Source organism: Moorena producens PAL-8-15-08-1 (assembly GCF_001767235.1).
Taxonomy (GTDB): domain Bacteria; phylum Cyanobacteriota; class Cyanobacteriia; order Cyanobacteriales; family Coleofasciculaceae; genus Moorena; species Moorena producens_A.
Window position 1 is genome coordinate 5,087,898 of the sequence record NZ_CP017599.1, and the last position, 14,603, is coordinate 5,102,500.

10 protein-coding genes, 1 tRNA gene, 1 rRNA gene and 1 pseudogene (1 of these 13 only partly in view) are annotated in these 14,603 nt (G+C 45.1%); 9 read left to right on the plus strand and 4 right to left on the minus strand.

Annotation, left to right across the window (positions count from 1 at the left end; translation table 11 throughout):
- The first annotated feature begins 308 nt into the window (after window positions 1-308).
- Window positions 309-3,854: an alpha-mannosidase gene (locus BJP34_RS18660; RefSeq protein WP_070393638.1), complete on the plus strand. Its 3,546-nt coding sequence runs from the start codon at window positions 309-311 to the stop codon at window positions 3,852-3,854.
- A gap of 366 nt (window positions 3,855-4,220) precedes the next feature.
- Here BJP34_RS18660 and dnaN read toward each other — a convergent pair whose 3' ends face one another.
- Window positions 4,221-5,402 (minus strand): DNA polymerase III subunit beta, encoded by a 1,182-nt coding sequence (gene dnaN, locus BJP34_RS18665; protein WP_070393639.1) that lies wholly within the window; start codon window positions 5,400-5,402, stop codon window positions 4,221-4,223.
- 55 nt (window positions 5,403-5,457) lie between these two features.
- Here dnaN and BJP34_RS43680 point away from each other — a divergent pair, with 55 nt between their 5' ends.
- A complete protein-coding gene (locus tag BJP34_RS43680; protein ID WP_158517299.1) occupies window positions 5,458-5,607 on the plus strand; it encodes a hypothetical protein in 150 nt (49 codons plus the stop codon).
- Window positions 5,608-6,230: 623 nt separating this feature from the next.
- Here BJP34_RS43680 and dnaA read toward each other — a convergent pair.
- Complete coding sequence (gene dnaA / locus BJP34_RS18675) at window positions 6,231-7,613, minus strand: chromosomal replication initiator protein DnaA (protein ID WP_070396755.1); 1,383 nt, start codon at window positions 7,611-7,613, stop codon at window positions 6,231-6,233.
- Between the two features lie 189 nt (window positions 7,614-7,802).
- Here dnaA and def point away from each other — a divergent pair, with 189 nt between their 5' ends.
- Entirely contained in the window at window positions 7,803-8,339 is a 537-nt protein-coding gene (gene def, locus BJP34_RS18680; protein ID WP_070393641.1) for a peptide deformylase, read from the plus strand.
- 254 nt (window positions 8,340-8,593) lie between these two features.
- Here the strand turns inward: def and BJP34_RS37170 are convergent.
- Window positions 8,594-9,460: pseudogene (locus BJP34_RS37170) on the minus strand (IS5 family transposase).
- Between the two features lie 68 nt (window positions 9,461-9,528).
- Between BJP34_RS37170 and BJP34_RS43685 the strand changes: the two are divergent.
- The 3 genes from BJP34_RS43685 to BJP34_RS18695 are packed head-to-tail and all read left to right on the plus strand — an operon-like array spanning window position 9,529 to window position 10,414.
- Window positions 9,529-9,669, plus strand: coding sequence for a hypothetical protein (locus tag BJP34_RS43685; RefSeq protein ID WP_158517300.1), 141 nt, complete (start codon window positions 9,529-9,531; stop codon window positions 9,667-9,669).
- Window positions 9,670-9,710: 41 nt separating this feature from the next.
- Window positions 9,711-10,079 (plus strand): type II toxin-antitoxin system RelE/ParE family toxin, encoded by a 369-nt coding sequence (locus BJP34_RS18690; RefSeq protein WP_070393642.1) that lies wholly within the window; start codon window positions 9,711-9,713, stop codon window positions 10,077-10,079.
- Window positions 10,080-10,090: 11 nt separating this feature from the next.
- A complete protein-coding gene (locus BJP34_RS18695; RefSeq protein WP_070393643.1) occupies window positions 10,091-10,414 on the plus strand; it encodes a helix-turn-helix domain-containing protein in 324 nt (107 codons plus the stop codon).
- A 111-nt stretch (window positions 10,415-10,525) separates the two neighbouring features.
- Here BJP34_RS18695 and argS read toward each other — a convergent pair whose 3' ends face one another.
- Window positions 10,526-12,283: an arginine--tRNA ligase gene (gene argS, locus BJP34_RS18700; RefSeq protein ID WP_070393644.1), complete on the minus strand. Its 1,758-nt coding sequence runs from the start codon at window positions 12,281-12,283 to the stop codon at window positions 10,526-10,528.
- 103 nt (window positions 12,284-12,386) lie between these two features.
- Here argS and BJP34_RS43690 point away from each other — a divergent pair, with 103 nt between their 5' ends.
- The 3 genes from BJP34_RS43690 to BJP34_RS18710 all read left to right on the plus strand — a co-directional run.
- Window positions 12,387-12,575, plus strand: coding sequence for a hypothetical protein (locus BJP34_RS43690; RefSeq protein ID WP_158517301.1), 189 nt, complete (start codon window positions 12,387-12,389; stop codon window positions 12,573-12,575).
- Between the two features lie 386 nt (window positions 12,576-12,961).
- Window positions 12,962-14,451: ribosomal RNA gene (locus tag BJP34_RS18705) — 16S ribosomal RNA — on the plus strand.
- Between the two features lie 114 nt (window positions 14,452-14,565).
- Window positions 14,566-14,603 (plus strand) — tRNA-Ile (locus tag BJP34_RS18710) (it continues 36 nt past the right edge of the window).

Here is a 14,603-nt window from a genome sequence, read left to right on the forward strand (position 1 = left end):
TATAACTTTCAATAAACCACCAATAACAAATTAATCATAGTCGGTGCCATTGATTTTAGCGACAATTTGACTAATCTTATTTAAATTACTTATAGCGTTTATAGGACTCATGAGGTACAGTATTCTTTGACTTGGATTTCCTTTTAGGTGCGCTTTCCGTTGGCGAATTAAATTCGCTACGGGTCGCACCTCTTAATGCAGCGCATTGCTTTCATTCTTATCTGTTCCCTGTTCCCTGTTCCCTGTTCCCTGTTCCCTAAAATCTAGAAATTGTGTACCTCACCAGTCGTAGAATTGCTATAAATAAAATGGATCAGATTAAGATTATTGATGGTATTAATGATGCGATCGCAAAACTCCGTGCTTTAACTCAAACCAATGTTCAGCAGGGTTGGCGATACTGTAACGGAGATATTCCTTACCCTGTGGCCACTCAACCACAGACCTGGGAGAAGTGGTCAATAGCCCAACGCAATGAAAAGGATTACATTACTTGGTCTGCTGGCAGACAAGTGATCTGGTTGAGTCAACGATTCCTAGTGCCCCAGGATTTGCAGCGCTATCCTTTATCAGGCTTAGGATTACGTTTGGTATTGACATGGTGGGCAGAATCGGCTCAGATTTTTGTCAACGGTCAGCTCCTACAAGAGGGGGATTTGTTTGATTCCTCCACACGGATGCTGCTCAATTCAACAGTAGTGCCAGGGCAAGAGTTTGCCGTAGCCCTAAGGTTGGTTAGTCCTGGTCATGATATCGGCGGATTAATGCGATCGCAAATCCTCTACGAAGCCACCAATGATGATATCGATCCAGGCTTTGTCGCTGATGAATTGACTATCTTACAAAACTATAGCGCTAGTTTTGACCCAGAACAATTAGCGACTCTAGCTAAGGCTGTGGCTGAGATTGATTGGGAAATGGTGTCACAGCGGACAGAATTTATGCGATCGCTTACCGAATTGCGCCAACAACTCAGTACAATTGAGAATTCAAACTTCAGAATTCAAAATAGTCAAAACTCTATCCAAATGCTAGGTCATGCTCACCTTGATCTGGCTTGGCTATGGCCAGTGAGCGAGACCTGGGACGTAGCTGTGCGTACCTTTGAATCAGTATTAAAGCTACAGCAAGAATTTCCAGATTTCACCTTTTGCCATACTACACCTGCTCTTTATGCCTGGATAGAACAGCATCGCCCTGATTTATTTAAAGCAATTAAACAACAAGTGGCTGCTGGTCGTTGGGAAATTGTGGGAGGGATGTGGGTAGAACCGGAATTAAACTTAATTGATGGTGAATCAATTGTCCGACAAATCCTCTATGCTCAACGTTACGTCCAGAAAACCTTCGGTCAGTTAACAACTGTGGCATGGGTAACCGATAGTTTTGGCTTCTGTTGGCAACTACCGCAATTACTCAAACAGGGTGGAATTGACTACTTCGTGACCCAGAAGCTGCAGTGGAACGATACCACAAAATTTCCCTATGGTGCTTTCTGGTGGCAGTCTCCCGATGGCAGCCAAATCTTCAGCCTGATGTCTCCCCCTAACGTTGCTGGTGTTATGGATACAAATCCCATTACTATGGCAAGCTACGCCATTGATTGGGAAATTCAAACCTCACTCAAGGATGCGTTTTGGTTACCTGGTGTGGGAGATCATGGTGGTGGTCCCACCAGGGATATGTTACAAGTAGCAAGGCGTTGGCAGAAATCCCCATTCTTCCCAAAGCTGGAATTTACCACCGCCAGTGACTATTTGTTTAAGGTTAGTAGGTTGTTCGCGAAGCGTGGCCTTTTGGCCAAGGTTAGCAGGTTGTTCGCGAAGCGTGGCCTTTTGGCCAAGGTTAGCAGGTTGTTCGCGAAGCGTGGCCTTTTGGCCAAGGTTGCAGGTGGTATTGAGAACCTTAGTGTCGGAAGTTTGGGGGAAGAAGAAATCAGAACAGAGGACAGCGGAGGGGGGAAAGGCCAAAGCCAAACCACTAAAGAGATTCCGGTTTGGAATGATGAACTCTATCTAGAATTCCATCGCGGTTGCTATACCACTCACGCTGACCAAAAGCGCTATCTACGTCGTTGTGAGGGGTTATTGTACCAAGCCGAACTGTTTGCTGCCCTAAAAACCATTGCGACAGGACAAGCCTATCCTAAGACTGAACTGGAGGAAGCCTGGAAAAAGGTCTTATTTAATCAGTTCCACGACATCTTACCAGGAACATCGATTCCGGAAGTCTTTGTAGACGCTAATCAGGCTTGGCAGGAAGTCGAGGAGGTGACGGGGGAGATATTGGAGGAATCATTAAATGCGATCGCATCCAAGATCACCCTGCCACCACCACCGAAACCTAATGCTCAAGCCATTATTGTCTTTAATCCTCTCAATTGGCAGCGTTCAGAAGTAATTGCTATTTCTTTAGCTATTTCGTTACCTGTTTCTATACCGGTCGGGTCAATCGAATGGGAAGTGTATGACTGTTTTGGGGAAAAGATAGTCTCTCAAGTTAGCCACGATCAAGCCCAGCAAATCCAAAACCATGACAATAACAATCACAATCTCTCCTATTCTCAAATAGAATTGCTGTTTCTAGCCAGTAATATTCCTTCGGTAGGATATCGTGTTTTTTGGTTGTGCAGCAATACTGAGCACTTGAAGTTAGAGCTACGTCCCAGTAACCGATTCCCGATTCCCCATTCCCGATTCCCGACTCCCGATTCCCGACTCCCGACTCCCGATTCCCGATTCCCAATTCCCGATTCCCAACTCCCGATTGAAGATTTCGTGTTAGAGAATCAATACCTACGAGTGGTGGTAGACCGAGAAACTGGAGAGTTGAGTAGTGTCTTCGATCAGGTTAATCAGCGGGAAGTGCTTAGTGGTCGTGGAAATCAGCTACAAGCTTTTGAGGATAGTGGTCAATATTGGGATGCATGGAATATAGACCCAAATTATGCTGACCATCCTTTGCCGAGCACTGAGCTGATCGGGATCGAGTGGATTGAAACCGGAGTATTGCGTCAGCGTTTGCGAGTGGTGCGTCGGCTGATGCGATCGCAATTTTGTCAGGACTATATCCTCTCAGCGGAATCTCCAGTGGTCAAAATTGCCACTACCGTAGACTGGCAAGAACGCCATGTATTAGTCAAAGCTGCTTTTCCATTAGCCATTGATGCCGATTATGTGTCCTATGAGATGCCTTGTGGGGTAATTCAACGTTCTACTCGACCCCAAACCCCTGCTGAGCAAGCTAAATGGGAAGTACCTGCTCTGCGCTGGGCAGACTTGAGTGATGAAACCTATGGTGTCAGTTTGCTGAATGATTGCAAGTACGGCTATGATGCCCAGGCTTCCCAATTACGTCTAACATTGCTTCGCTCTCCCACTTGGCCTGATCCTGAAACTGATCAAGGCATCCACCAATTCACCTATGCTCTGTATCCTCATCAAGGCAGTTGGCGTTCTGCAGATACGGTTAAGCTAGCATACCAACTTAATTTAGCATTTCTAAGTTCACTTTGGTCTCCCGCTAATAGTTCTGTTGTCAGTAATAATGTCAGTAATAATAGTAGACCTTCTTTACCATCAACCGGACAACTATTAAACTTGTCAGCCAAGACTTTAATTTTGATGACACTTAAACAATCTGAAGATATCCCTGAACAATGGATTCTCAGGTGTTATGAATCTCATGGGGAGTCAGCGAATTTATCCTTGGTGAGTGATTTGGGATTAAAAGTAGTTCACCCAGTTGATTTATTAGAAAGACCGATTAGTGTATCAGAACCATCACCTGATGAAAAAGTAGTTAAGATAGAGCCTTGGAAAATAACTAGTTTAGCAGTTAAATCTATAATTTAGAAAGCAGTCGGTAGCTAAGCTATCAGCTATCAGCTATCAGTTATCAGCTAAAGGCTGAGGGCTGGGGAGCAGGTCTTGCTTTGCTAAAACATTAGTACTATTTTCCAGTAGAGCAAGCTTAAACCCATGAGGGGGCTATAGATAATGTACAAATATTCATCCTGGACATGCTCCCCCTCAGACCCATTACCCATTACCCATTACCCATTACCCATTACCCATTACCCATTACCCATTACCCATTACCCATTACCTTAATACAAATGTTTTCCATAAGTAACATGCTCCCTGAGGGCTAAGGGCTGACCGCTGACCACTGACCGCTGACCGCTGTTGGCGTAGCCTGCGCGTAGCGCATATGCTTACCTATTTCCTAATCTGCACTGGCATAATCAAATAAGTCATCTTCAATCCCCCTAGAGGCTTAAAAATTACAGGACTATTAGCTTCATTCATATGCATTGAAATCTCAGAGCTAGAAAGCGCCTTTAAGCCATCAATTAAGTACTTAACATTAAAAGCAATTTCCAAACTATCACCCGATATTTCTACTTCCATTGACTCCCGACCATTACCCAAATCCTTTGCCTCTACCGAGAGGTTAAGCCGTTGGTTAACACTGTCAATATTAAACTTGACAATATTATTTTTCTGGTCAGCTAACACTGCAATCCGTTCTACTGCACTGAGTAATTGACGGCGATCTAGAATGATCTGACGCTCAAAGTGTTTGGGAAGCAGCTGATGATAGGAAGGGTACTGTCCTTCCAAAGTTCGGCTTGTTAAACGCTGTTCTCCCCCTTGACAAACAATCTGACCAGGTTCAAACTGAATCGCAATAGTATCCTGAGCTTGAGCCTTAGATACTATCCGCTCCAACTCCCGTAACGCTCTAGCTGGTAAAGTAAATTCTAGGGGGAAATCATGATCATCCAATTTTTGAGTAGCTTTATTCGTGGCACTTTCCTGTATTCTCCGATTAGTTTCCACAACTGCTAGTCGGTGACCGTCGGTAGCAGCAAATTCCAAGTTGTCCGACTTTACAGTAAGGTGAACCCCCGTCAGCACTTGCTTAGTTTCATCAGAACTGGTGGCAAATAAAGAACCCTGCAATCCAATCTTTAAGACTTCTACAGGAAGATGAACCGCAACGGATGCGTTAACTTCCGGCAGTTCCGGGAATTCCTCAGAACTCATTCCTCGAACCTGATAACGTCCAGTAGCTGAGGTTAAGGTCACAATCAGGCTATCACTGTCTGTACCTTTACCATCATCCTCTAGAGTAATTTCCCCTGAAGGTAGACGGGAGACAATATCATTAAGGAGTTTTGCTGGCAGGGTAATTTCCCCTCCTTTCTCAACGTCAGCCTTAAAGCTAGTCTGGATACCCAGGCTAAGGTCGAAAGCAGTTAGTAGCACCCGCTGATTTTTTTGGTCTGCTTCTAACAAAACATTACCCAGCACAGGATGAGTAGGGCGAGAAGGGACTACCCGACTCACTAGTGAAAGGTTTGTATTGAGGTCACTTTGACTGCAAACCAGTTTCATGATTGGTTTTCTAATGGGTCTAGCTTTCGCAAAAAACTATAGTACTCGATTAGTAATGTTTCTACAAAACCACCTCAAAAACCTAAGTATTCAGTGGTCAGTGGTCAGTATTCAGTGGTCAGTGGTCAGCGGTCAGTGGTCAGTGGTCAGCGGTCAGCGGTCAGTGGTTAGTGGTCAGCGGTCAGTGGTCAGTAGTCAGCTATAGTCATTTCAAATAACAATGGAACACTTTTTCGGCTGAAACCCTTTCATAGCAATAAAGAGTTGTCTCAGAGCTAATTTGTAAAGTAAATATTAAGAAGCCTGAAAACCTTGCTATGATTGTCTTTTGGGTATTAAATAGTTCAATTGTTCTATTTTAGCGCAAGCCTTATCCTACAAGGATTACAGCGAGTTTACAAATCAGCTCTCAATCTAAATTGAAATGACTATAATAGCACCTCAAGTAGGGATGCAGCGCGTAGCCCATAGGCTGATAGCTTACTCAAAAACAATAGCGCTATACTAATTGGTCTAGTAATCCATGTGTGGAAAAAGTTGTGGAAAAATTCGGTGATTTTTCCACAGAGCATTTATACTCAGAAGCTATATATTATAGCAGTAAACTCGATCATAGCATCAAGCTCAAGCCGTTAATTAACAAACGTTAATTAAAAAACGTTAATTAAAATATCGCTTTCTAGCCTAATCAGGTAAAGAGTATTTTTCCCTGTTCCCGATTCCCGATTCCCGATTCCCGATTCCCTACTCCCTACTCCCTACTCCCTGCTCCCTAAACGCCAGGACAAAAGTACCTCAAACGTCGCTGATAATTGCTATAAACAAGCTTTATTTTTGGTTTTGACTCCTGGCTGTTAGATTTATGCGATCGCTTAACTGAGAAAGTTTCTGAGCTAACTCATCATCTTTTTCCCGCAGCTGAGCAATTTTATCGCAACTGTACATAACTGTCGTGTGGTCTTTGCCACCAAATTCTTCCCCAATTCGGGGTAGGCTCAATTCTGTATGCTGCCTCATCAGATACATCCCAATTTGCCTAGCCGAACTAATTTCTCGCCTCCGAGAGCTACTTTTTAAGTCTTCCACTGAAAGATTAAACGTATCGGATATAGTACTTAAAATCACTTCAGGAGAAGTCTGAATCTTCTTGGTCGGTGGGTTCAAAATCGGGGCAATATTTTCGACATTCATCGCTAACCCCGCAATCGATACATAAGTCACCGCCCTAATTAAAGCTCCCTCTAATTCTCTAATGTTAGAGGTGTAGCTAGCAGCAATATACTCAACTACGTCGTGGGATAGACGTATATTTTCGTCCTCTGCCTTTTTTTGCAAGATAGCCATCCTGGTTTCTAAATCCGGTGGCTGAATATCAGCGATTAACCCCATAGAAAAGCGGGAACAAAGGCGTTCTTCCAAGCTATTGATCTGATGAGGAGGACGGTCTGATGCCAAGACAATTTGTTTACCAGCTTCGTGCAAAGTATTGAAGGTGTGGAAAAACTCTTCCTGAGTATATTCCTTACCTTCAAGAAACTGAATATCATCTACCAAAAGTACCTCAGCTGTCCGATAATGTTCTCGGAAGCTCTGGAGACTATCCTCGCGAATAGCAGAAATTAAATCATTAGTGAACTGCTCAGTAGAAACATAAAAAATTTTAGAGTCTGGGTTATTCTCCAAGCGGTAATGACCAATTGCCTGCATTAAGTGAGTTTTGCCTAAACCAACACCACCACAAAGAAACAGAGGGTTAAACTCCCGTCCTGGATACTCCCCTACCGCCAAAGATGCAGCATGAGCCATGCGATTATTAGGACCAACCACAAACCGAGAGAAAACATGCTTAGGATTTAACTTAGACCGTCTTGGCTGGTTTTTAAAGGTATTTTCGGAATGATTAGTGGCTACGGGAAATGACCAGGAAAAGTCAACATCACCAGTCATTGAGTTATTGTCTCCTGTAGCTGTTGTGAAGTGAATTTCCACTGGTTGACCTAAAATATCTTCCACGACATCAGCAATTGTTTTAACGTAATACTTCTGCAACCAATTTCTGGAAAAGGGATTGGGAGTGCGAATCAGCAAACAGTTATTGTCAAGCTCTTGAGCGCTAGTTGTCTTGAGCCAAGTTTCAAAGGTGGGCTGACTCAGTTGTAGTTTGAGACGTTCTAATACCTGAATCCATAGTTGTTCTGGGGAAATTTTCACCGTTTTTCTTCTACCGTAGTCAATGGTTTCTAAGCTGGATGTCATGAGCAACAGCCCAGACCAAAAGAATAAAAATTCCTTTCCCTATATCCAACCCCCCAAAACGGTTTACCGATTTTCAGCATATGAAGGTACTGTTTGAGCATTTGATCGAATAAGCTTGACGGATATAGACGTTTGGCTTTTACTATGGCGAGTGAAACACTACAAATTGCTCAGTTAGGTAACCCGATTTTACGGCAGCACACTAACCGAGTAGATAATTTGCTAGATGAACGCCTTCAACAACTGATTGATCACCTGATAGCAACTGCTACAGCGGCCAATGGGGTTGGCATTGCAGCACCCCAAGTATCTCAATCCTATCGTTTGTTTATCGTAGCGTCTCGTCCGAATTTAAGGTATCCCCACGCACCGTTGATGGAACCAACGGCTATGATTAATCCTGCCATTATTAGTCATGATACTGACATGGTTAAGGACTGGGAGGGGTGTCTGAGTATTCCCGGAATTCGAGGGTTAGTACCCAGGTATACTCGAATTGAGGTGGAGTATACTAATCGGTATGGTCAGTGTCAGCGGCAACAATTAACAGACTTTGTAGCCAGGATATTCCAGCATGAATATGACCATCTTGAGGGAATTGTATTTTTAGACCGAGTCGAGAGTACCCAAGAGATGATGAGTGAGGAGGAATATCAGAAGCAGATTATCAATAACTTATAGCAGTTGTCAAATCCTTTACTCACTAATTTTCAAATCGCTACAATCTATTGATACTGGACAGTGCGAAGTTCTGTGGTCGGTTGAGTGCTTGAATTACCCCTAAGACAAGAACACCCCGATCGCGCCTAGGGACGAGAATCTTCCAAACTGGCTGAATCAGCAAAACTCAGCCAGTTAGGGCGTGTCTGCAAAGTTAAAAGATCACCATGGAACTGTGATCGATATCACCTACAACAGTAGAAAGAAGATTTCAACTAAAGCCAGAGTAATATAGAGGCAATAGTCAACATCGCTTGATAATTGATGGCATATTTCTCATAACGAGTTGCAATTCGTCGATTAAGCTATAGGCGATTAATAAGTCGTTCGACTCGATTTCGTTCTCTATACAGACCACGATTGAAACGTTCTCGTTTTCTCTCATTGCTTTTCGGGGGGAATAACAGGGGTTGCTCCCTGTCTTGATGCAGTCGCTCATGGGGGAAACCCCCAAGACCGCGCTGCATCGCTGAAAACGCAGTTTTTCTCTAATTGCTTGACTACTGTAAGCTTTATCACCATTAAAGTAGCGAAATCGACTTTTTGGTCTTCCTCTTCCAATTCGCGCTTACTTTCCTCCAGTCAGTAAGTCATCAAAAGCAATGGTGTCATGACGTTCACCTGATGTTAGGACAAAAACCATTGGTTTTCCAAATCCTTCCGCTCGCTTTGTGGACTTTTGTAGAAAAACCTCCCTTACTACGCCGCTTAGCTTGGTTTTCTTGCCCCCTTTTGCTCCAGCCGCATGTTGATGTGCTCTGACTACGGTACTGTAGGCTTAATGGACTTCCCAATCAATCAGCCCTTCGACATCAGCTTTTTGTTGAAGACCTGCCCAAATTTGATCCCAAATACCAGCTTTTCGCCATCGGTAGAACCGACTGGAGACTGTACTGTGAATTCCGTAATCCGGAGGTAAATCTCTTATGGGTGCGCCTGTTCTCAAGATCGGTGAGAATCCCATTAATGATGGAACGATTGTCATGTGCTGGTTTTCCTGTCCAAGCTTTTTGAGGTGGTAATAAGGGCTTAAGCTTTTCCCACTGTTCGTCGGTTAACTCGCCTCTGTTAGCAATCTCCATTCGTTTTTGTGCTACTTCCGTGGGTCTTTTTACTTAGCATACAACAGTTTGCAGACACGCCCTAGATTATGGCTCTATATCGTCGAGTCGAGCAAATTTTAGTTGAACTGCGCCCTATGTTTGCAGGTTTTGCCACTTTCGAGTGGTTTGTGTTACTGCTATGGGGAGTGATCTTATACACCCTGTTCATTGTAGAAACCGATAATTAGGACACTGGTAATTAGCATGCTATAATTGGCATATTTATCACATGGATGTGTCCTTAAAACCTGTAGAGTGGGTTGGCAGTTCCTTGGAAGATTTGAAAAAATTTCCCTCAGAAGTTCAGCAAGTGATCGGTTATGCCTTGTACTTAGCTCAATGTGGAGACAAACATCCCGGTGCTAAACCCCTCAAAGGATTGAAAGGTGCTGGTGTACTCGAAGTTATTGACAACTTTGATGGAGACACTTATCGGGGTGTATACACCGTAAAACTCCAAGGTGTAGTGTATGTTCTGCATACATTTCAAAAGAAATCAAAGCAAGGTATCGCCACACCCAAGCAAGAGCTGGAATTAATTGAAGCCAGGTTAAAAAGAGCCAGAGAACATTACTCACAACATTACACTAACGAGTAGAGGTAGTAATTATGGTAAAAGAAATTGAAGTACAAGCTAGTAGTGGTAATGTGTTTGCCGATTTAGGTTTAGAAAACTCTGATGAATTAATCGTTAAAGCAGAACTGGCTCGTAAGATTAGTAGTATTATTGCCAACCAGGGTATGACACAAGCGGCGGCGGCCAAGGTTTTAGGAGTAGATCAGCCTAAAGTGTCCGCACTTATCAATGGTAAGTTGGCTGGTTTTTCAATTGTGCGGCTGTTTCGCTTCTTAAACGCTTTCGGTCAAGATGTGGAAATTGTGGTCAAAACCAAACCATTATCTCACCCTGTGGCTCGAACACTAGTGTCGTGAACTAGCTGATGCTGAAGTAGAGTTATTCAGATAGTTGTCCTAATAAAGATGTACGTAAGTATTCAGCTATCAGCCTTTGACCTTGGCTGATAGCTGAGATAGTTAACTGTACTACATCCGCTCCAGTACCTGAATTCCCAGTAAAGACAATCCCAGTTTCAGAGTTCTAGCAGTCAAATCACATAGCAGCAGACGGGATGTCCGCTTGGGTTCTTCGGCTTTCAGTACAGGGCATTGGTCATAGAATTGATTAAACTTCTGGCTCAGTTCAAACAAATACTGACAAAGGCGATTCGGCATCAATTCTTTCTCAACTTCACCAAGAACCTCATTCAGTTGCAATAACTTCTTCCCTAGCACCAATTCTGCGTCTTCTTGCAACAAAATTTTGGCATCGGTTCCCAGTTGCTCAAAATCAATCTCCCCTTTGCGGCTAATGCCCTGAATGCGGACATAGGCATAAAGCATATATGGTGCCGTATTGCCCTGGAGTGCCAACATCTTATCAAAGCTGAATATATAGTTGCTGGTACGATTTTGACTAAGGTCAGCATACTTAACTGCACTCATGCCTACGACTTTGGCAACATGCTCTTTAAATTCCTCAGTTTCCTCCCGACCTTCTTGCTTCAGTCTCGATTCTAAATCAGCACCAGATCGTGCGATCGCTTCATCCAATAAATCCCGCAACCGCACTGTTTCCCCAGACCGCGTTTTCAGCTTTTTGCCATCTTCACCCAGAACCAAACCAAAGGGAACATGAACGACTTCAACATTTTCCGGAAGAATACCAGTCCGCCGAGCCACCTGAAATACCTGGGTAAAATGATTTGCTTGTCCGGAATCAGTAACATATATAATCCTTTGAGCCTGGTCTTGCTCAGTCCGATAGCGGAGTGCAGCTAAGTCAGTGGTGGCATAGTTATAGCCCCCATCAGATTTTTGCACAATCAAGGGCAGAGGCTCACCATCTTTATTTGTAAACCCCTCAAGGAAAACACATTTGGCTCCCGAGTCTTCTACTAACAAGCCAGACTTGTCTAAATAGTCCACAACCTCTGGCAGGAAAGGATTGTAAAAGGATTCTCCCCTTTCGGTGAGCTTAATATCCAGCAAATCGTAGATAATCTGAAACTCCCGCCGAGATTGGTCACACAGTAGTTGCCAAGCACGGCGGCTATCCGTTGCACCAGATTGCAGTTTAACAACTTCGAGTCTAGATGCCTCCCGAAATTCCTCATCTGCATCAAACCGTTGTTTAGCTTGCCGATAAAGGGTGACTAAATCTCCCAAATCCAGGGCATCAGCTGTAGTCAAAGCACTTGGGTAAGCTTCCCTGAGATAGGTGATCAACATCCCAAATTGGGTGCCCCAATCTCCCACATGATTCAAGCGCAGTACATTTTGACCCCGAAATTCTAAGATCCGGGCAATCGAATCCCCAATAATCGTTGAACGTAGATGTCCCACATGCATCTCTTTAGCAATATTGGGAGAAGAAAAATCAACAATGACCCGTCGAGGGGCTGAAGCGACTGCTACTCCTAGACGTGGGTCAGTGTGAATCTCCCTTAGCCGTTCTTCCAAGTAAGCAGGTTTTAAGCTCAAATTAATGAAGCCTGGACCAGCAATAGTCGGGCTCTGACATATATCAGCCACATCTAGATACTGCAACAAAGATTCTGCGATCGCTCTTGGCGGCTGTTTCAAACGTTTGCTCAAAGCCAAGGCCACATTAGACTGATAGTCACCAAATTTGGGATTGCTGGCAGGTACCATCATTGGATCTACCCCTGCCACGTCAGAACCGAAGGCAGCAGTTAAGGCTTGAGTGAATTGAAGTCTAAGTTGTTCAACAATGGATTTCATGGTGCCAGTGCAAAGGGCTCTTCATTAATCTTGCCTCTGAATGGTAACAGCCACTACTTACCGATTAATCTTGGACATAACCGGACAATTACCGTAAAGGCAGGTGAATTTCCGGTTTCACTCGGGAGCATCGGAGCAGTTATCTCAACTCGCACTTACAGGATCGACCGACACGCCCCTGTTCAGGTATGTATCTAAATACACAATAATTACTGAAGCATTCTCCCGACTCCCGACTCCCGACTCCCGACTCCCGACTCCCGACCCAACTCTAACGAACCCACCCCTGTGACCTGACAGCTTCCCCCAGTTACCCTGATCAGACCTCCGAAATGGATTAAAAAAAAAATTTTTAAAATTCCACAACCCTTGATATACGTAGGCTTCAAGGATTTATACCCAAAAAAGTTTCGGGTTTAGGTTGACAAACGCTTTTTTACCCTTTACATTAGTAAATGGCGATGAGGAAAGCCAAGCGCACCGCACCGCCCCGAACCAAGAAAAATCTATAGTTTGAGAGCCAATATACGGTCGCTACTCGTCAAGAAATTTTCAGGTTAATCTGAACTCATTATAGGACAGATTGACCAAAACTAAAACCTAAAATTCCGAACTGGTTCAAAGTTAACTGTAAGGGTTGACTGAGAGTCCGGTGAAGAGAAAAAAACCAACTTGAGTACCATGGAGAGTTTGATCCTGGCTCAGGATGAACGCTGGCGGTATGCTTAACACATGCAAGTCGAACGCCCCTTCGGGGGAGTGGCGGACGGGTGAGTAACGCGTGAGAATCTGCCTTAGGGTCGGGGACAACCACCGGAAACAGTGGCTAATACCGGATGTGCCGAGAGGTGAAAGATTTATTGCCATAAGAGGAGCTCGCGTCTGATTAGCTAGTTGGTAGGGTAAAGGCCTACCAAGGCAACGATCAGTAGCTGGTCTGAGAGGATGAGCAGCCACACTGGGACTGAGACACGGCCCAGACTCCTACGGGAGGCAGCAGTGGGGAATTTTCCGCAATGGGCGAAAGCCTGACGGAGCAATACCGCGTGAGGGAGGAAGGCTTTTGGGTTGTAAACCTCTTTTATCAGGGAAGAAGAAAGTGACGGTACCTGAGGAAAAAGCATCGGCTAACTCCGTGCCAGCAGCCGCGGTAATACGGAGGATGCAAGCGTTATCCGGAATTATTGGGCGTAAAGCGTCCGTAGGTGGTACCTCAAGTCGGCTGTTAAAGACCAGGGCTTAACTCTGGGCAGGCAGTGGAAACTGAGGAACTAGAGGGCAGTAGGGGTAGAGGGAATTCCCGGTGTAGCGGTGAAATGCGTAGATTTCGGGAAGAACATCGGTGGCGAAGGCGCTCTACTGGACTGAACCTGACACTGAGGGACGAAAGCTAGGGGAGCGAATGGGATTAGATACCCCAGTAGTCCTAGCTGTAAACGATGGATACTAGGTGTAGCTTGTATCGACCCAAGCTGTGCCGAAGCCAACGCGTTAAGTATCCCGCCTGGGGAGTACGCACGCAAGTGTGAAACTCAAAGGAATTGACGGGGGCCCGCACAAGCGGTGGAGTATGTGGTTTAATTCGATGCAACGCGAAGAACCTTACCAGGGCTTGACATGTCGCGAATCCCGGTGAAAGCTGGGAGTGCCTTCGGGAGCGCGAACACAGGTGGTGCATGGCTGTCGTCAGCTCGTGTCGTGAGATGTTGGGTTAAGTCCCGCAACGAGCGCAACCCTCGTTTTTAGTTGCCAGCACGTGAAGGTGGGCACTCTAGAGAGACTGCCGGTGACAAACCGGAGGAAGGTGGGGATGACGTCAAGTCAGCATGCCCCTTACGCCCTGGGCTACACACGTACTACAATGGTCAGGACAATGGGCAGCCAACTCGCAAGGGGGAGCTAATCTCATCAAACCTGGCCTCAGTTCAGATTGCCGGCTGCAACTCGCCGGCATGAAGGAGGAATCGCTAGTAATCGCCGGTCAGAATACGGCGGTGAATCCGTTCCCGGGCCTTGTACACACCGCCCGTCACACCATGGAAGCTGGCCACGCCCGAAGTCGTTACCCTAACCCGTATGGGAGGGGGATGCCGAAGGCAGGGTTGGTGACTGGGGTGAAGTCGTAACAAGGTAGCCGTACCGGAAGGTGTGGCTGGATCACCTCCTTTTCAGGGAGACCAACTGAGACCGAATCTTTCGCCAAAGTGGCGAGAGGGGGAATCAGGTCAACCGAGGTCGAAGGGTAGAGAACGGGGCTCTCAAACTAATGATGGTTCGGATATGGGCTATTAGCTCAGGTGGTTAGAGCGCACCCCTGATA